At 73.9% G+C, this 17,206-nt stretch carries 15 protein-coding genes and 2 rRNA genes; 8 read left to right on the top strand and 9 right to left on the bottom strand.

The genetic code is table 11. From position 1 onward, the window contains the following. Positions 1 to 2 precede the first annotated feature (2 nt). Together AB0P03_RS08250 and AB0P03_RS08245 are read left to right on the top strand one after the other, a co-directional pair. Entirely contained in the window at positions 3 to 575 is a 573-nt protein-coding gene (locus AB0P03_RS08250) for a GNAT family N-acetyltransferase (RefSeq protein ID WP_363587340.1), read from the top strand. 57 nt (positions 576 to 632) lie between these two features. Further along, entirely contained in the window at positions 633 to 1,856 is a 1,224-nt protein-coding gene (locus AB0P03_RS08245; protein WP_363628093.1) for a crosslink repair DNA glycosylase YcaQ family protein, read from the top strand. 19 nt (positions 1,857 to 1,875) lie between these two features. Here AB0P03_RS08245 and AB0P03_RS08240 read toward each other — a convergent pair whose 3' ends face one another. Both AB0P03_RS08240 and raiA read right to left on the bottom strand, forming a co-directional pair. Further along, complete coding sequence (locus tag AB0P03_RS08240) at positions 1,876 to 2,586, bottom strand: response regulator transcription factor (protein ID WP_063351359.1); 711 nt, start codon at positions 2,584 to 2,586, stop codon at positions 1,876 to 1,878. A gap of 253 nt (positions 2,587 to 2,839) precedes the next feature. Then, positions 2,840 to 3,532, bottom strand: a complete 693-nt coding sequence (raiA, locus tag AB0P03_RS08235) for a ribosome-associated translation inhibitor RaiA (RefSeq protein ID WP_363587336.1) — start codon at positions 3,530 to 3,532, stop codon at positions 2,840 to 2,842. A gap of 370 nt (positions 3,533 to 3,902) precedes the next feature. On the opposite strand from raiA, the gene AB0P03_RS08230 reads away from it, so the two are divergent. After that, positions 3,903 to 4,622, top strand: a complete 720-nt coding sequence (locus tag AB0P03_RS08230) for a phosphoribosyltransferase family protein (RefSeq protein WP_363628092.1) — start codon at positions 3,903 to 3,905, stop codon at positions 4,620 to 4,622. A 61-nt stretch (positions 4,623 to 4,683) separates the two neighbouring features. Here AB0P03_RS08230 and AB0P03_RS08225 read toward each other — a convergent pair whose 3' ends face one another. The 3 genes from AB0P03_RS08225 to mtrA all read right to left on the bottom strand — a co-directional run bounded on the left by AB0P03_RS08225 (position 4,684) and on the right by mtrA (position 9,308). Then, entirely contained in the window at positions 4,684 to 6,549 is a 1,866-nt protein-coding gene (locus tag AB0P03_RS08225) for an LpqB family beta-propeller domain-containing protein (protein ID WP_363587332.1), read from the bottom strand. Beyond that, positions 6,524 to 8,512, bottom strand: a complete 1,989-nt coding sequence (gene mtrB, locus AB0P03_RS08220; RefSeq protein WP_363587372.1) for an MtrAB system histidine kinase MtrB — start codon at positions 8,510 to 8,512, stop codon at positions 6,524 to 6,526. The genes AB0P03_RS08225 and mtrB overlap by 26 nt, the downstream gene beginning before the upstream one ends. Before the next feature lie 118 nt (positions 8,513 to 8,630). Continuing rightward, positions 8,631 to 9,308, bottom strand: coding sequence for an MtrAB system response regulator MtrA (gene mtrA, locus AB0P03_RS08215; RefSeq protein WP_030247322.1), 678 nt, complete (start codon positions 9,306 to 9,308; stop codon positions 8,631 to 8,633). Between the two features lie 288 nt (positions 9,309 to 9,596). On the opposite strand from mtrA, the gene AB0P03_RS08210 reads away from it, so the two are divergent. From AB0P03_RS08210 to AB0P03_RS08190, 5 genes are all read left to right on the top strand, one after another. Continuing rightward, positions 9,597 to 10,772, top strand: a complete 1,176-nt coding sequence (locus AB0P03_RS08210) for a hypothetical protein (RefSeq protein WP_363628091.1) — start codon at positions 9,597 to 9,599, stop codon at positions 10,770 to 10,772. A 5-nt stretch (positions 10,773 to 10,777) separates the two neighbouring features. Beyond that, positions 10,778 to 11,437, top strand: coding sequence for a DUF4129 domain-containing protein (locus tag AB0P03_RS08205; RefSeq protein ID WP_363587328.1), 660 nt, complete (start codon positions 10,778 to 10,780; stop codon positions 11,435 to 11,437). Then, entirely contained in the window at positions 11,434 to 12,666 is a 1,233-nt protein-coding gene (locus tag AB0P03_RS08200; protein WP_363628090.1) for a DUF4350 domain-containing protein, read from the top strand. Before AB0P03_RS08205 ends, AB0P03_RS08200 begins: the two co-directional genes overlap by 4 nt. A 101-nt stretch (positions 12,667 to 12,767) precedes the next feature. Next, positions 12,768 to 13,688, top strand: coding sequence for a MoxR family ATPase (locus AB0P03_RS08195; RefSeq protein WP_363587370.1), 921 nt, complete (start codon positions 12,768 to 12,770; stop codon positions 13,686 to 13,688). A 28-nt stretch (positions 13,689 to 13,716) separates the two neighbouring features. Then, entirely contained in the window at positions 13,717 to 15,027 is a 1,311-nt protein-coding gene (locus AB0P03_RS08190) for a DUF58 domain-containing protein (RefSeq protein WP_363587324.1), read from the top strand. 125 nt (positions 15,028 to 15,152) lie between these two features. Here the strand turns inward: AB0P03_RS08190 and AB0P03_RS08185 are convergent, their stop codons facing one another. The 4 genes from AB0P03_RS08185 to AB0P03_RS08170 form a co-directional block, all read right to left on the bottom strand. Next, positions 15,153 to 16,298 carry a DUF6596 domain-containing protein gene (locus tag AB0P03_RS08185; RefSeq protein WP_363628192.1) on the bottom strand — a complete coding sequence of 382 codons (1,146 nt, stop codon included), beginning with the start codon at positions 16,296 to 16,298 and terminating at the stop codon, positions 15,153 to 15,155. A gap of 8 nt (positions 16,299 to 16,306) precedes the next feature. Beyond that, on the bottom strand, positions 16,307 to 16,714 hold the full coding sequence (locus AB0P03_RS08180; RefSeq protein WP_063351357.1) for a YciI family protein: 408 nt from the start codon (positions 16,712 to 16,714) through the stop codon (positions 16,307 to 16,309). A gap of 195 nt (positions 16,715 to 16,909) precedes the next feature. Then, a 5S ribosomal RNA gene (gene rrf / locus AB0P03_RS08175) occupies positions 16,910 to 17,026 on the bottom strand. Positions 17,027 to 17,113: 87 nt separating this feature from the next. Next, positions 17,114 to 17,206, bottom strand: a 23S ribosomal RNA gene (locus AB0P03_RS08170); the annotation flags it as partial.

Here is a 17,206-nt window from a genome sequence, read left to right as displayed (position 1 = left end):
CCATGGAAGAGCCCCGCACCGTCACCCTCACCACGGACCGCCTCGTCCTGCGGGCCCCGCAGGAGTCGGACATCGACGCCGTCTTCGCCGCCTGCCAGGACGCCGAGATCCAGCGCTGGACGGTCGTCCCGAGCCCGTACCGGCGCGAGGACGCCGAGTACTTCGTCCGCGACCTCGCCGCGCAGGGCTGGCGCACCGGCGAGAACCGGATCTGGTGCGTGTTCGAGCGCGGCTCCGACGCCCTGGTCGGCACCCAGGGCCTCGTGCTGCGCCACGGCGACCCGGGCTCCGCCGAGGTCGGCTGGTGGGCGACGAAGGAGTTCCGCGGCCGCGGCTACACGGTCGAGGCCGCCCGCGCGGTCGCCCGCCACGGCCTGGTCGAACTCGGTCTGCGCCGCCTGGAGTGGCAGGCCTACGTGGGTAACGAGGGCTCCCGCGCGGTGGCCGAGAAGGTCGGCTACCGCTTCGAGGGCACCCTGCGCTCGTACGCCGAGCAGCGCGGCACCTTCCACGACGCCTGGGTCGCCTCGCTGCTCGCCTCGGACCTCCCGGACCTCCCGGACCTCCGCCCCTGACGTCCGCGCCGGCGCCCCCCCGACCGGCTGTCGGTGCCCCGGACTACCCTCGCCGACATGACCGCCCTGCCTGCCGCCGGCTCCCCCGCCGGCCCGCCGCCCGTCACCGTCCTGAGCGCCGACGAAGCCCGCCGGATCGCCCTTCGCGCCCAGGGCCTGCTCGGCGCGCCGGACCGCCGGGCCGGGGTGCGCGGGGTGCTGCGGCACCTGGGCGCCGTCCAACTGGACACCATCTCGGTGCTGGCCCGCTCGCACGAACTGGTGCCGTACGCCCGGCTCGGCGCGGTCGGCCGTCCGGCCGTCGAGGCGGCGTACTGGGGCGCGGGCACGAGCTTCGAGTACTGGTCGCACGCGGCCTGCATCCTGCCGGTCGAGGAGTGGCCGCTGTTCGCGTTCCGGCGCCGCCGCTACCGCGAGCGCGGCCACCTCTGGGGCCACCAGGTGACGCCCGAGACGTACCGGCACGTGCTCGACAAGCTGCGCGCCGAGGGCCCGTTGACCTCCACGGAGCTGGGCGGCGCCAAGAAGACCGCCGAATGGTGGGACTGGTCGGACACCAAGATCGCGGTGGAGCGGGCGCTGGCCTTCGGCGACGTGGTCTGCACCGAGCGCCGGAGCTGGAAGCGCGTCTACGCGCTGGCCGAACAGGCCATCCCCGAGGCGCTGTTCGGGCAGGACCGCACCGACCGGGAGTGCGTGCGCACCCTGGTCGCCCAGGCCGGGGCCGCGCTCGGCGTGGCCACCCGGGCCGACCTGCTGGACTACCACCGGCTGCGCGCCGAGGAGCTGGACCCGGTCCTCGCGGACTGCGGGCTCGTCCCGGTCGAGGTGGCCGGCTGGGGCCCGGGCGGCGGCGCGGCGGCGGCCTGGGCCGACCCGGCCGCGCTGGCCACCACCCCGCGCGGGCGCCACCGCACCACGCTGCTCTCGCCGTTCGACTCGCTGATCTGGGACCGCGCACGCACCGAGCGGATCTTCGGCATGACGCACCGACTGGAGGCCTACACGCCCAAGCACAAGCGGGTGCACGGCTACTTCGCGATGCCGCTGCTGGCCGGCGGCCGGCTGGTGGGCCGGGTCGACCCGGCCCGGGAGGGGCGCACCCTGGTGGCCCGTCAGGTCTCGCTGGCCGGCGACCGAGGGCGCGGCGCCCGACACGTCGAGGCGCTGGCGGCGGCCCTGCACGAGGCGGCCGCCTGGGTGGGCTGCGACGGCGTCCGGGTCGAGGCCCTGCCGGACGAACGGCTGCGCCCGGCCCTCGAGAAACTCCTCGCGAGCTAGGGCCGGGGCGCAGCCACGGTCACCCTATTTCGAGGATCTTCTCGCGCATCGCGTACACCACCGCCTCCATCCTGGAGTGCAGTTGGAGCTTCTCCAGGATGTTGCGCACGTGGTTCTTCACGGTGTTCTCGCTGATGAACAGCTCCTTGGCGATCTCCCGGTTGTTCATCCCGGTCGCCACCAGCTTGAGCACCTCCAACTCCCGGTCGGTGAGCCGAGGTGCGGGCACCAGGTCCCGGTCGTCGGAGCGGCGCTGGATCATCGACTTGAACTCGGTGAGCAGCTTGGACGCCATCGACGGGCTGATCTGGGACTGCCCGTCGGCGACCGCGCGGATCGCGGTGGCGACCTCGTCGGTGGAGATCTCCTTCAGCAGGTAGCCGGTGGCGCCCGCCTTGATCGCCTCGTAGAGGTCGGCCTCCTCGTCGCTTATCGTCAACATGATGATCTTGGTGCTGGGTGCCACGTCCTTGATCGCCGTGCAGGCCTCGATCCCGCTGCGGCGCGGCATCCGGACGTCCATCAGGATGATGTCCGGCAGCAGGTCGGCAGCCTTCAACACGGCCTCGGCGCCGTCGCCGGCCTCGCCGACGACCTTGATGTCCGGCTCCTCCGCGAGCACGATCTCCAGCCCCCGGCGGAACAACGCGTGGTCGTCCACCACCAGTACGCGGATCGGCTCACCCCGGTGCGGCGCGTACGCGGGTTCCTCCTCCGGTCCCGGTGACAGTCCGGTGACCGGCCCCGTAGCGGGCCCCAGCCCGAAGTGATCCCCCATCCGCTCCTCCCCCTTCGCGGGTCGTCGTGCGCCAATCATTCCACGCCGCGCGGCCGTTGCTGTCACCCTCCGACGCCGCCGTTCCGCATCGGGTGACCTCCCGGGCCCGCCCTCGACTCCCGCTCCACCCGCCCTGCCCCGAAACGCCGGTGACCCCGGCGGACTCGGCCGCCGGGGTCACCCCTCCAGGATTGTCTTCGGACGGTCAGTCCTCGTCGTCGCTTTCGCCGATCGCCCCGCCCGCGCCGCCGCCCGCGCCGGCCGACCCGTCGGTCTGCAGGTGGATGACGCCGTAGTGGTAGCCGTGACGGCGGTAGACGACGCTCGGCAGGCCGCTGTCCTTCTCCACGAAGAGGTAGAAGTCGTGGCCGACCAGTTCCATCTCGTACAGCGCCTGGTCCAGCGCCATGGGGGCGGCCGGGTGGGTCTTCTCCCGGACCACCAGCGGGCCTTCGCCCTCCACTTCCAGGGATCCCATCATGGTCTTGCGGACGGCCCCGTTGGTCTCGCCCTCCCGCACCGCCGTGTCCGGCAGCGCGGCCAGCGCCGCGGTCGCCTCGGCGACGCTGATGGGGGTGCGGCCGTTGCCGCCCTTGTGCACTCGGCGCCGGTCCGCGGACTTGCGCAGCTGGGCGTCGAGCTTCGCCGAGGCCAGGTCGAGCGCCGCGTACGGGTCGGCGGCGGCGGCTTCGGCCCGGATCACCGGCCCACGGGTACGGAGAGTGATCTCCACCCGCTCGGACCGGTCGGCCTGCCGCGGGTTGTGCTCCTTGGACACCTCGACGTCGAGGCTGATCACCTTGCCGTCGAACTTCTGGACCTTCTCCAGCTTCTCGGCCACGTGCTCGCGGAACCTCTTGGGCACCTCGGTCTTGCGGCCCTTGACGACGATGTCCACGCAGAACTCCGATCCCTCGTGCTGACGCCGATCCGGGTGCTACCGGACCGGACTGAGACCCAGCTGGACCAGCCCATCCACTGCCGGCCCCCCGCCCCCGCCGCCAGCGGCGGGAAACGACTGGCCCTCACCTCACTTCCTCCCCACCAGGGACGGTTGAAACCCCTTGGAGCTTTATCGAACACCTCACACGGGGTTTTCGCCTCCCCAGGCGCGGAGTCGGGTATGACCCGATACTGCGGGCGGGCGGTCAAGCTGTTGGACCCTGTCTACCCTCCTGCGAGTGAAGCACGGGTAAATACCTGGACAACACCCCCCGTACGGCGCATCCTTTGCTCACTCTCCGTGCCTGCCGTCGCCAGGAGCAGCCGTGCCACCACCCCCCGCCCCCACCCGTCCGCCGTCCGCCCAAGGGCCGTTCGGCCACGCACTGGCCGGACTGCTGGACGTCCTGGTCCCGGCCCGCTGCGCCGGCTGCGGCGCCGAGCGCACCCAGCTCTGCCCGGCCTGCCGGCACGCGCTGGCCGCCACCCGGCCCGGCCCCACGCTGCTGCCCTGGGCGCACGCCGCCGCCCCGTACGCCGACTCCGTCCGGCAGTTGCTGCTCGCCCACAAGGAGCGCGGCGCGCTGCGGTTGGCGGGCCCGCTCGGCGAGGCGCTCGGCCGGGCCGTCCGCTCCGCCCTGGGACCGCGTGCCGCCGCCGCGCCGCTGCTGCTGGTCCCGATGCCCTCGGCCCGCTCCGCCGTCCGCGCCCGCGGCCACGACCCGACGCTGCGGCTGGCCGGGGCCGCCGCCCGCTCGCTGCGCCGGTGCGGCCTGGACGCCCGGGCCGAGCCGCTGCTGCGGCACGCCCGCCCGGTCGCCGACCAGGCCGGGCTGAGCGCGGCCGAGCGCCACCGCAACCTGCACGGCGCGCTCACCGTGCTGCCGCGCGCCCGGCGCGACCTGCTGGGCCGTCAGCCGGTCCTGGTGGACGACCTGGTGACCACCGGTGCCAGCCTCGCCGAGGCGGCCCGGGCACTGGCGGACGCCGGACTGCCCGCCCGGGCGGGCGCCGCGGTCGCCGCCACCGCGCACCGGCCCGGCTGAGGCACCGGGCGGCCCGACGTGGCGTCAGGGATCGGAACGTCAGAGCGTGATCGGCGGGTTCCTAGCCCGCGTAGAAGAAGGACCCGGCCTTGTCGGCCAACTGGACCTCGCGCCACTGACTGCCGATCAGCCGGTAGATCGCACCTCCGGCCGCCGCGAGCACCGACGGCGCCTGGGCCAGGACGTTGCCCCGGGACTCGGAGGCCGAGACGGTGAGCATGTTCTCGGCCTGCAGCGTGGTGTCGGCGCTCTGCGTGCCGTCGGTGCCGATGTAGTACAGCTGCTTGATCCGGTCGGCCTCCTTGCCGAGCACCAGCAGCTGGTCGGCCTCCGCCCAGGAGACCGAGGCGACGTCGGTGAGCGAGGGGGCCGCCCGGCGCAGGCCGGTGATCCGCGCGGTCGGCGCCTCCGGGGTACCGCCGTGCACCACCAGGCCGAAGTACAGCGAGCGGCTGGGCACGCCCGCGGTCTTGACCACCAGGGCGGCCCGGGCGCCGTCCGAGGAGATCTTCAGGGCCTGCACGGTCTGCCCGTCCAGCCCCTCGACCGCGACGGGGTACGTCCGGTTGCCGCGGACCATCACCACCCGCGGGCCCTGCGGGTTGCGGTCCACCACCCAGAGGTCGCCTCGGCCGTCCCAGCTGGGCGAGGCGAGGCCGTCCTCCTTGTCGGCGGTCTTCACCGGCGAGGTGAGCACCGGGTCGGGCAGCGCCACCGCGCTGTCCGCCAGCGGCACCGAGTAGAGCTGGTGGCCGTCCCCGCTGATCGCGGCGGCCCGGGAGCCGTCCCGGTTGACGGCCATGGTGCCGAGCGGCGCCTTGCCGGCCGGCTGCGGCTTGCCGAGGACGCCGCGCACCGGCTCGCCGTTGCGCTGCTCGTCGGTGACCATCAGGAGGCCGTTGTCGGCGCGCTGGTAGTACTGCTGCGCGGGCAGCGGCCCGGCCAGGGCGCCGGGGCCGGTGGCCGGCAGGTCGTTGCGGCTGGCGAAGCAGTTGCCCCGCTGGCCCTTGAGTTCAAGCCGTTCGACCTGTCCCTTGCCCTGGTCGGCGAGGGTGTAGAAGAGCTGGGTCGCCATCCGCCGGCAGGACACCGGTTCGCTGACGTCCGCCCCGCCGAGCTGCACGTGGGCGATCCGGCCGTCGTCGACGCTCACCCGGTCGACGCTGACGCCGCTCGGGAAGGACGTCCGGGCGACCGGCGCGAGCCAGGTCGAGGGCCCGGCGACCAGGGCCTTGGCAGCGGCGGTCAGCGGGTCTGTCCGGCGCCGCAGGTAGATCGGGTCGGGGATCAGGACCTGCTGGCCGGCGCTCCCGGTGACGGTCGAGGACGGGTCCGGCGTGGTGTAGAAGTACCGGTCGACCTGGCGGTAGCTGTTGTTGAAGTTGGTCTCGTTCATGATCACGCCGGTCGGCAGCTTGTCGATCCGCCACTCGCCGTCCTTCTCCCGGACGAGGGTGAAGTCGGCCGAGACGTCCCGCTGCCCCTCGGCCAGGTACGAATGCTTCTCGTCGATCCTGGCGATCAGCGACCCGGTCACCGTCGCGGAGACGCTGGTGTCGGTGTCGGCGATCTCCTGGCCGGCCGGGAGGTTCGGGGTGGCGGCGGAGAGCACCTGGATGCCGGCGTCCGGATTCCAGTGCGCGGAGGCGTTCTCGGTGAGGTACTGGCGCGCGGTCTCGTACCCCTCGTCGGCGGTCACCGCGTCCAGGAACCCGGTCAGCAGGGCGCGCGGCTTGGCGCCCTTGGCCGGCGCCACCGGGTAGACCTTGGCCTGCAGGTTCTTGTCGGCCGCCCCCTGCGACAGCTCCACCCGGGAGATGCCGCCGGAGTCCGGCATGGCCGCGCAGCCGCTCGCCACCAGGGCGCCGAGCACCACGCCGGCCACCGCCGTGAACCGCGGCTCAGTCCTGCTGCTCGTCCTTCGCACGCTGCGACCCCTCCAGGTCCGTCCCGCCCGTCCCATCCGTCACGTCCGGCTCCGCCGTCCGCTGTGCCACCGACGGCCGTCCGGGCGTCGGGTCCACCATCACCTGGGCGCCGGTGGCACCGTACCCGCTCCCCGCCGTCCGGACGTCCGAGGGGTCCGCGCGCGGCCCTTCGGGCAGCCGGCGCTTGCCCAGGTCGGGGCCGATGTTCAGCACCCCGCCGAGCCCGCTGCCGAAGCCGTTGACGGGCCCCTCCGGCGTCTCCGCCTGCTCCTCGGCCGCGGTCATCGCGGTCGCGCCGGGCGGGCTGATCGCCCGCCGGTACGGCACGCCGTAGGTGCCCAGGCCCCGGTTGTTGCGGGAGTCCTCCGGCTCCAGCCGGAACGGCGCCCGGCTGATCTCGCCGCCCCGGGTGCGCGGCAGGGTGAGCCGGAAGTGCGAGCCGCCGCCGGGCTCGCCCCAGGCCTGCAGCCAGCCGCCGTGCAGGTGCGCGTCCTCGACCGCGATGGACAGGCCGAGGCCGGTGCCGCCGGTGGTCCGCACCCGGGACGGGTCGGCCCGCCAGAAGCGGTGGAACACCCGGGACGCCTCGCCCGGCTTGAGGCCGATGCCGTAGTCGCGCACGCCGACCGCGACCGCGCCGTCGGCCGAGCCCAGCCGCACCACCACGTCGCGTCCCTCGCCGTGCTCCAGGGCGTTGACCACCAGGTTGCGCAGGATGCGCTCGATCCGGCGGGAGTCCACCTCGGCGACGACCGGCTCGCCGTCGCCGCGGATCACCACCGCACTGCCCTTGGCCTGGGCCAGCGGGTCGGCGGCCTCCACCACCCGGGCGACGATGTCGCGCAGGTCGACCGGCTCGCCGTCCAGGATCGCGGCGCCGGCGTCGAAGCGGCTGATCTCCAGCAGGTCGGCGAGCAGCGACTCGAAGCGGTCCAGCTGGCCCTGCAACAGCTCCGCCGAGCGGGCCGCCATCGGGTCCAGGTCCTCGCGGCTGTCGTAGATGAGGTCCGCGGCCATCCGGACCGTGGTCAGCGGGGTGCGCAGCTCGTGCGAGACGTCCGAGACGAAGCGCCGCTGCACCCGGGACAGCTCCTCCAACTGGCGGATCTGGGCCTGGAGGGCATTGGCCATCCGGTTGAACGACTCGCCGAGGCGGGCGATGTCATCCGTGCCGGTGACCTTCATCCGCTCTTCCAGGTGCCCGTCGGCGAGCCGCTCGGAGATGCCGGCGGCCATCCGGACCGGGGTGACCACCTGGCGCACCACGACCCAGGCGATGCCGCCCATCAGGATCACCACGAACACGCCGGCGGTCGCCAGGGTGCCGGTGATCAGGTCGAGGGTGTCGGTCTCCTGGCCGAAGGAGAACACGTAGAACATCTGGTAGCTGTTGCCGGCCGGGCCGGTGAACTGCATGCCGAGGGCCAGCCCGGGCTCGGTCCGCTCGTCGGCCCGGTGGATCCGGGCCGGCTGGTCGAACATCTGGCCGGGCTCGGAGTGGACCCTGTCCCGCAGGGTGTCGGGGACGCTGCTGGGCAGGATGTCGCCCGAGAAGCGCGGCGCGAAGCCGTTCTCCGGGACGATGGCGTCGGTGCCGGCGGCCATCGCGATCACCGAGTAGACGGTCTGCCCGCTCGCGGCCAGGTCGTTGACCTGCCGCAGCAGCCAGGTGCCGGTCTCCTCGATGGTGGGGTCGGGCGTGGCGCCGACCCGCAGCCGCTGGTCCTTCGCCTCGTCGATCTTCTTCAGTTCCGCCTGGAACCCGATCCTGGCCTGCTCGCGGGCGGCCGCCATCTTGGTGCCGAGCAGGCCGGTGCGCACCTGCGCCATCACGACCACGCCGAGCACCAGGACGACCGCGATGGACGCGAGCAGCGAGACCGCCACCACGCGCAGCTGGATCGACCGGCGGTACAGCGCCGTCACCCGGCGCGCGGGCCGACGCAGCTGACGGGTCAGCAGCGCGAACGCGGCCGCCCGGCGCCGACGGCGGGTGGTCGAACTCAGCACGGACCCGCGAACCGCGTCGGCCCCGTCGGTCGCGGAACCCGACGGGGCTTCGTCAGCCAGGTGCGTCACGTCAGCTGGGTCCGGCCTTGTAGCCGACGCCACGGACGGTCACCACGATCTCGGGGCGCTCCGGGTCCTTCTCGATCTTGGACCGCAGGCGCTGCACGTGGACGTTGACCAGGCGGGTGTCCGCCGCGTGCCGGTAGCCCCAGACCTGCTCCAGCAGCACCTCACGGGTGAACACCTGCCAGGGCTTGCGGGCCAGCGCGACCAGCAGGTCGAACTCCAGCGGGGTCAGCGGGATGCCCCGGCCGTCCCGCTTCACCGAGTGGCCGGCCACGTCGATCACCAGGTCGCCGATGGTCAGCTGCTCAGGCGTCGGCTCCTCGGCACGGCGCAGCCGGGCACGCACCCGGGCCACCAGCTCCTTGGGCTTGAACGGCTTGGTGACGTAGTCGTCGGCACCCGACTCCAGGCCCACCACGACGTCGACCGTGTCGGTCTTCGCGGTCAGCATGACGATCGGAATACCGGACTCCGCCCGGATCTGCCGGCAGACGTCGATACCGTCCCGACCGGGCAGCATCAGGTCGAGCAGGACCAGGTCGGGCTTGGTCTCCCGGAACGCAGCTAGCGCCCTGTCCCCATCCGCGACGAAAAACGGCTCAAAACCCTCACCACGCAGCACGATACCGAGCATCTCGGCCAGTGCGGAGTCGTCATCAACGACGAGGACGCGTCCCTTCATGCGTCCATCCTCTCATTACCGGATTGTGACCTGCCGCACAGCAGTGCCAATGCTCCACAACGGCCAACTCCCCCCACCGGTTAATTCCGGCCATACCGGGCGAATGTGCCCGGCTGGAACGTCTTCGAACGGCCCGCGGCCCACCGCCCGACCACCGGAAGGCCCCCGTTTCCGATCAGCGGCCGGATACCCATGGGGCCTTCCCAGACCCCATGGCACGATGGGCGCTGCGCGCGGGCGAAAGATCCGCCCGGAACCGCGCCCGTGACGCCCCTCCGAGGAGCAGTGATGACCGACACTCCGGGCTGGGCCTCGCCCGGCTCGCCCGAGCCGCCCCGCGACGACGCCCGGCCCCCGGCCGACGCGCCCGCCGCCGTGCCCGGGCCGTCGGCACCACCGCAGGGCGCCCCCGCCCCGGCCCCTGGCTGGAGCGGTCAGCAGGCCCGGCCCGACTGGAGCCGGCCCGCACCGGGCGGCCACCACCCCTACGGCTGGGGCGCTCCGCAGAGCCCCAAGCCCGGCGTCATCCCGCTGCGCCCGCTCGGACTCGGCGAACTCCTCGACGGCTCCGTCGCCACCATCCGCAAGCACTGGCGGACGACCCTCGCCCTCTCCCTCGGCATCGCCGTCGTCGAGCAGGCCGGCAACGTCGCCGCCCAGCTGCTGGTCAAGGGCAAGACCGGCCCCGCCACCCAGGTGACGACCATGCTGGCCTCGATGCCGCTGACGGTGCTGCTCGGCGTGGTCGCCACCGCGCTGCTCACCATGGTCGTCAGCCGCGCCGTCCTCGGGCAGTCCGCGAACGCCGGGGACGCCTGGCGCGACGCCCGCCGCCGGCTGCCGCAGTTGCTCGGGCTGACCCTGCTCACCGGCCTGATGTCCGGCGGTGTGGTCCTGCTCGGCTTCAGCCCCTGGTACTTCTACGCCTCCGGCTCGGCGGGCGCCCCCGAGACGGAGGCCCTGCTGTTCCTCGTCGGCATCCTGACCATCCCGGTCGGGTTCTGGCTGTGGATCCGGTTCAGCCTGGCCGCCCCCGCCCTGATGCTGGAGAAGCAGGGCGTGCGGACCGCGCTGTCCCGCTCCCGGCGGCTGACCCTCGGCTCCTGGTGGCGCATCTTCGGCATCTCGCTGCTCGGCGAGGTGCTGACCTTCATCGTCGCCATGGTCATCGCGATCCCGTTCCGCTTCGCCGGACTCGTCCTCGGCTTCAGCGACCTCGACCGCCAGGTCGACCTCACCTCGGCCCACGAGCCCACCGCGATGCTGATCACCACCGCGATCGCCGGCATCATCGCCGCCACCCTCACCATCCCCTTCCGGGCCGCCCTCGGCGTCCTCATCTACGTCGACCAGCGGATCCGCCGCGAGGCCCTGGACATCGAACTCGCCCGCGCCGCCGGCCTCGCCGAGTCCGGCGCCACCGGCTGGGGCGACCAGGCCGGCCGACCCCCCGCGAGGCGCTGACCCGGATGCCTACCTGGGGGGACAGGCTCCTCGTCGCGGGCGGCGCCCCGGTCACCGTCCCGCGTGACCCGGCCCGCGACGCCGCCCGCGACGAGCTGCTCAACGCCGAGTACCACAAGCACGACCCGAGCGTCCTGGAACGGGTCATGACCTGGCTCAACGACCACATCACCGACGCGCTCGACAGCATCTCCGGCAACGGCACCAGCGGCACCACCGGCCTGGTGCTCTTCCTGATCGTCGCCCTGCTGATCGGTGCCGCCCTCTGGTGGCGCCTCGGCGCGCCACGGCGCGCGGCCCGCACCGTCCTCGACGTCTACGGCGTCGAAGGACCGCGCGGCGCCGGCCAGTACCGGGCCGACGCCGAACGGCACGCCGCCGCCGGGCACTGGAACGAGGCCGTCCGCGCACAGATGCGAGCCCTGGTCCGGGCCCTGGAGGAACGCACCCTGCTCGACGTCCGCCCCGGCCGCACCGCCGACGAGGCCGCCACCGAGGCCGGCCGGGCCCTGCCCGACCACGCCGCCGCCCTGGCCGCCGCCGCCCTCACCTTCGACGACATCGCCTACGGCGAGCGCACCGCCGACCAGGCCGCGTACCAGCTGCTGCGCGAGCTCGACCGGACCCTGGAACGCGCCCGCCCGGCCCTGGGAGGAGCGGCATGACCAGCACCGCCCCCGCGCCGCCCGCGCCGCAGCCGCCCGCCACCCCTGCCCCCGGCGGGCCGGCCACGACCAGCCTCGCCCCCACCGGCCGCGGCCTCTGGCGCCGGGCCCGCTGGTACCTGCTCGTCCTCGCCGTCCTGCTGATCGGCGCCACCGCCGTGGCCGCCCTCGGCCAGGACCGCCGCTACCCGCCGCTCGACCCGCGCTCCTACGACCAGGACGGCAGCCACGCCGTCCTCGCGCTGCTCGAACACCAGGGCCTCAAGACCGACCTCACCACCGACCTCACCGGCCACCCGGGCGGCGCCGACACCCTCGTCCTGCCCGAGCCCGACCTGCTCGGCCCCGCCGAACTGCGCTCCGTCGCCGCAGCCCGGCACAGCCGGCTCGTCCTCGTCGCCCCCGGTCCGGCCGCACTCAGCGCCCTGGCCCCCGGCATCCGCCCCTCCGACGAGGACGGCGGGCCCTCCTACGCCTCCGTCCGCAGCACCACCGCACAGTGCCCGCTCACCGAGGCCGTGCGGGCCGGCAGCGCCGAGATCGGCGGAATGCTCTACACCAGCGGCAGCCGCGGCGCCGGCTGCTACCCGCGCGGCCACGGCTACCCGCTGGTCAGCGCCCCGACCGCCGGCGGCGACGTCATCGTGCTCGGCACCGGCGCCTTCCTCCACAACGAGCAGCTCGCCAAGGACGGCAACGCCGCCCTCGCCCTCGGCCTGCTCGGCTCCCAGCCCCGCCTCACCTGGCACCTGCCCGACTACAGCACCCCGCTCGCCCAGGGCACCCGGGACAAGACCTTCGGCGACTACATCCCGGACGGCTGGCGCTGGGCCGGCTACCAGCTCGCCGTCGCCGCCGTCCTGACCGCCCTCTGGCGCGGCCGCCGACTCGGCCCCGTGATCAGCGAGAACCTGCCCGTGGTGGTCCGCGCCGCCGAGACCACCGAGGGCCGCGCCCGGCTCTACCGCCGCGCCAAGGCCCGCGGCCGCGCCGCCGAGGCCCTGCGCCGGGCCGCCGCGCACCGCCTCGCCCCGGCCCTGGGCGTCCCGCTCCACGCCGGCGCGCCCGACCCCGACACCCTCTGCGCGGCCGTGGCCGACCGCCTCCCCGAGCAGCCCGCCGGCGACGTCCGGGCCCTCCTCTTCGGCCCGCCCCCGACCGACGACACCGCACTGCTGCGGCTCGCCGACGACCTCGACGCCCTCGAAAGGCAGGTACGGAACCCGTGACCGAACAGGCCACCGCCACCCCGTCCAGCACCCCCGGCGCGGCGGCTGCCACCCCGGGCACCCCCGACACCGCCGCCGACCCGCGCGCCGCACTCACCGCCCTGCGCGCCGAGATCGGCAAGGCCGTGGTCGGCCAGGACGCCGCCGTCACCGGCCTCGTCGTCGCCCTGCTCTGCGGCGGCCACGTCCTGCTGGAGGGCGTCCCCGGCGTCGCCAAAACCCTGCTGGTCCGCACCCTGTCCACCGCGCTCAACCTGGACACCAAGCGCATCCAGTTCACCCCCGACCTGATGCCCGGCGACGTCACCGGCTCCCTCGTCTACGACGCCCGGACCGCCGAGTTCTCCTTCCAGCCCGGCCCGGTCTTCACCAACCTGCTGCTCGCCGACGAGATCAACCGCACCCCGCCGAAGACCCAGGCCGCCCTGCTGGAGGCCATGGAGGAGCACCAGGTCACCGTCGACGGCGTGCCGCGCGCGCTGCCCGTCCCGTTCCTGGTCGCCGCGACCCAGAACCCGGTCGAGTACGAGGGCACCTACCCGCTGCCCGAGGCCCAGCTGGACCGCTTCCTGCTCAAGCTGGTCCTGCCGCTGCCCGACCGGGACCAGGAGTTCCAGGTCCTGTCCCGGCACGCCGCCGGCTTCGACCCCCGCGACCTCGCCGCCGCCGGCGTCCGCCCGGTCGCCGGGCCCGCGCACCTCGCCGCCGCCCGCGAGCAGATCGCCAAGCTGACCGTCTCCCCCGAGATCCTCGCGTACATCGTCGACCTCTGCCGGGCCACCCGGCAGTCCCCGTCGCTGTCCATCGGCGTCTCGCCGCGCGGTGCCACCGCCCTGCTGGCCGCCTCCCGCGCCTGGGCCTGGCTCGCCGGCCGCGACTACGTCACCCCCGACGACGTCAAGGCCCTGGCCCTGCCCACCCTGCGGCACCGCGTCGCGCTGCGCGCCGAGGCCGAGATGGAGGGCGTCACCGCCGACTCCGTCATCCAGGCCGTCCTCGCCCAGACGCCCGCCCCCCGCTGAACCGCCCGTTCCCGAAGGAGCGCACCGCATGGCCCTCACCGGGCGAACCGCCCTGCTCGCCGCGCTCGGCACGCTCGTCGTGGGCCTGTTGCTGCCGTCCTGGGCCGGGATCGGCCTCGTCACCGGCGCCGTGCTGCTCGCCGCCGCGATCGACCTGGTGCTCGCCGCCCCCGTCCGCGGTCTGGAACTCGGCCGGGGCGGCGACACCACCGTCCGGCTCGGCGAACCCGCCTCCGTCGAACTGACCGTCACCAACCCCTCCGGGCGGCCCCTCCGGGCCCGGATCCGCGACGCCTGGGCCCCGTCCGCCTGGCGGCCGGGCACCGCCGAGGCCGCCTCCCGACACACCCTGCACGTCCCCGCCGGCGAGCGGCGCCGGGCCGTCACCGTGCTCACCCCGACCCGCCGCGGCGACCACCACGCCCGACGGGTGACGGTCCGTTCGCTCGGGCCGCTCGGCCTGGCCGGCCGCCAGGGCTCGCACCACCTGCCCTGGACAGTCCGAGCCCTGCCCCCGTTCAACAGCCGCAAGCACCTGCCCTCCCGGCTCGCGCGGCTGCGCGAACTCGACGGCCGCACCTCGGTCCTGACCCGCGGCCAGGGCACCGAGTTCGACTCCCTGCGCGAGTACCTGCCCGGCGACGACGTCCGCTCCATCGACTGGCGGGCCAGCGCCCGCCGCAACACCGTCGCCGTCCGCACCTGGCGCCCCGAACGCGACCGGCACATCCTCGTCGTCCTCGACACCGGCCGCACCTCCGCCGGCCGGGTCGGCGACGCGCCCCGCCTCGACGCCGCCCTCGACGCCGCCCTGCTGCTCACCGCCCTCGCCACCCGCGCCGGCGACCGGGTCGACCTGCTCGCCCACGACGCCCGCAAGCGCGCCGCGGTCGCCGGCAGCTCGCCCAGCGAGATCCTGCCGGCCTTCACCAACGCGATGGCCTCCCTCCAACCGGCCCTGCACGAGACCGACATGCGCTCACTGGTCTCCACCGCCCTCAAGATGGCACCGCACCGCTCGCTGATCGTCCTGCTCACCGGCCTCGACACGGCCCCGGTCGAAGACGGCCTGCGCCCGCTGCTGCCGCTGCTCACCAAGCGCCACGAGGTGGTCCTGGCTTGCGTCGCCGACCCCCACCTGGACGCCCTCGCCGCCGGCCGCGGCACCCTGGAAGCCGTCTACGGCGCCGCCGCCGCCGAACAGACCCGCGCCGACCGCCGCGCCACCGCCGACCTCCTCACGCGCCACGGCGTCACCGTCCTCGACGCCTCCCCCGCCCAGCTCGCCCCCGCCCTCGCCGACACCTACCTCGCGCTCAAGGCCGCCGGCCGCCTCTGAGCCTCGCCCGTACGGGCGGTCCCGCCTCTTGGTCCCGTTCCTTGGTCCCGTTCCTTGGTCACGTCGTACGGTCCCGTCCCTTCAACGGGCAGTCCGTGGTGACGCCGCGCCTCCTGCCTGGTCCGTCAGCGAGGCCGACGGGCGTTCAGCCGGGCGGCCTGGCGCATGAGGTGGTCGCGCTCGGCGAGGTTGGGGGCCTGGTGGGCCGCCTCGGCATACAGCCGGGCCGCCGTCTCCAAATCACCGTCGCGCTCGTGGAGGTACGCCGCCACCGCCGTGTGGCGGGGCAGCGAACCGTCCAGCTCCCCGAGCGCCGCCAGCCCGGCGCGCGGCCCGTCGGCCTCACCGACGGCCACCGCGCGGTTGAGCCGGACGACCGGGCTCTCGGTCAGGCGGGCGAGCTCGTCGTACCACTCGACGATCTGCACCCAGTCGGTCTCCTCCGCGGTGGGCGCGTCGGCATGGAGGGCCGCGATGGCGGCCTGGGCCTGGAACTCGCCCAGCCGGTCGCGGCCCAGGGCCGCTTGCAGGATCCCGACACCCTCGGCGATCAACCCGGTGTCCCACCGGCCACGGTCCTGCTCGGCGAGCGGCACCAGGCTCCCGTCGGACGCGGTCCGGGTCCCGCGCCGGGCATGGTGGAGCAGCATCAGGGCGAGCAGCCCCGCCACCTCGGGGTGGTCGATCACCTCCGCGAGCTGCCGGGTCAGCCGGATGGCCTCGGCGGCGAGGTCGACGTCCCCGGAGTAGCCCTCGTTGAAGACCAGGTAGAGGACGCGCAGCACGGTGGCGACATCGCCGGGCCGGTCGAACCGCACCCCCGAGACGGTCCGCTTGGCCCGGCTGATGCGCTGCGCCATGGTCGCCTCGGGCACCAGGTAGGCCTGGGCGATCTGGCGGGTGGTCAGCCCGCCCACGGCGCGCAACGTGAGCGCGACCGCCGACGACGGCGTCAACGACGGGTGCGCGCACAGGAAGTAGAGCTGGAGCGTGTCGTCCACCGCGGACGCGGGCCCCGGCTCCGGTTCCCCGTCGACCCGGTCCTCGCGCCGGCGGCGGGCCGCGTCCGCCCGGGCCGCGTCGAGGAACCGGCGCCAGGCCACGGTGACCAGCCAGCCCTTGGGGTCCCGCGGCGGACCGGCCGGCCAGACGCGGACCGCCTCGACCAGCGCGTCCTGCACGGCGTCCTCGGCCGCCGCGAAGTCGGCTCCGCGGCGGACGAGGATACCGAGCACGCTCGGCGCGAGACTCCGGAGCAGGACTCCGTCCACCGGCGAGGTCACTCGGTGACGGTGGGCGGCGCGGCCAGGAACGGACGCAGCTCCAGCCACTCGTGGATCGGCCGCCCGCCCGCCCCGGGAGCGGCCGACAGCTCCCCGGCCAGCTCGACGGCGCGCTCGTAGCTGTCGACGTCGATCACCATCCAGCCGGCGATCAAGTCCTTGGTCTCGGCGAACGGGCCGTCGGTCACCGGCGGGCGCCCCTCGCCGTCGTACCGGACGAAGGTCCCCTCGGGAGCGAGCGCCTGGCCGTCGACGAACTCGCCGGTCTTCTCCAGCCGGTCCGCGAAGTCCTGCATGTACCGCACGTGCGCCGAGATCTCCTCGGGCGTCCATCGGTCCATGGGCACGTTGTTGACCGGAGCCGGGGCGCCTCGGTAGTGCTTGAGCAGCAGGTACTTGGCCATGATGTTCTCCTCGGTGCTGGTGCGACCCATTGTGGCCGCGTTCACCCCGGGGACGGAGCCAGCCACGGGTTCTCGACATGGCCGGCCGAACTTTTTTTGAACTTTCGTGAGGGACCCTGGTGAGGTGCTCCTGTGGGCCGGAAACGCAAAGAACCCCCATCCGGTTTCCCGGATGGGGGTTCTCTGTGAATGATTGTTCGGCGGCGTCCTACTCTCCCACAGGGTCCCCCCTGCAGTACCATCGGCGCTGTAAGGCTTAGCTTCCGGGTTCGGAATGTAACCGGGCGTTTCCCTCACGCTATGACCACCGAAACACTATGAAACTGTCAACCGCACCAACCCCGTGACCAAACGGGTTGGGGTCGTTGTTTCAGAACAACACAGTGGACGCGAGCAACTGAGGACAAGCCCTCGGCCTATTAGTACCGGTCAACTCCACCCCTCACAGGGCTTCCATATCCGGCCTATCAACCCAGTCGTCTACTGGGAGCC

Origin of the sequence: Kitasatospora sp. NPDC088779 (genome assembly GCF_040685395.1) — a bacterium.
GTDB lineage: Bacteria > Actinomycetota > Actinomycetes > Streptomycetales > Streptomycetaceae > Kitasatospora.
Note: the sequence above shows the minus strand (reverse complement) of the source record. Positions and strands in the feature narration are given on the sequence as shown.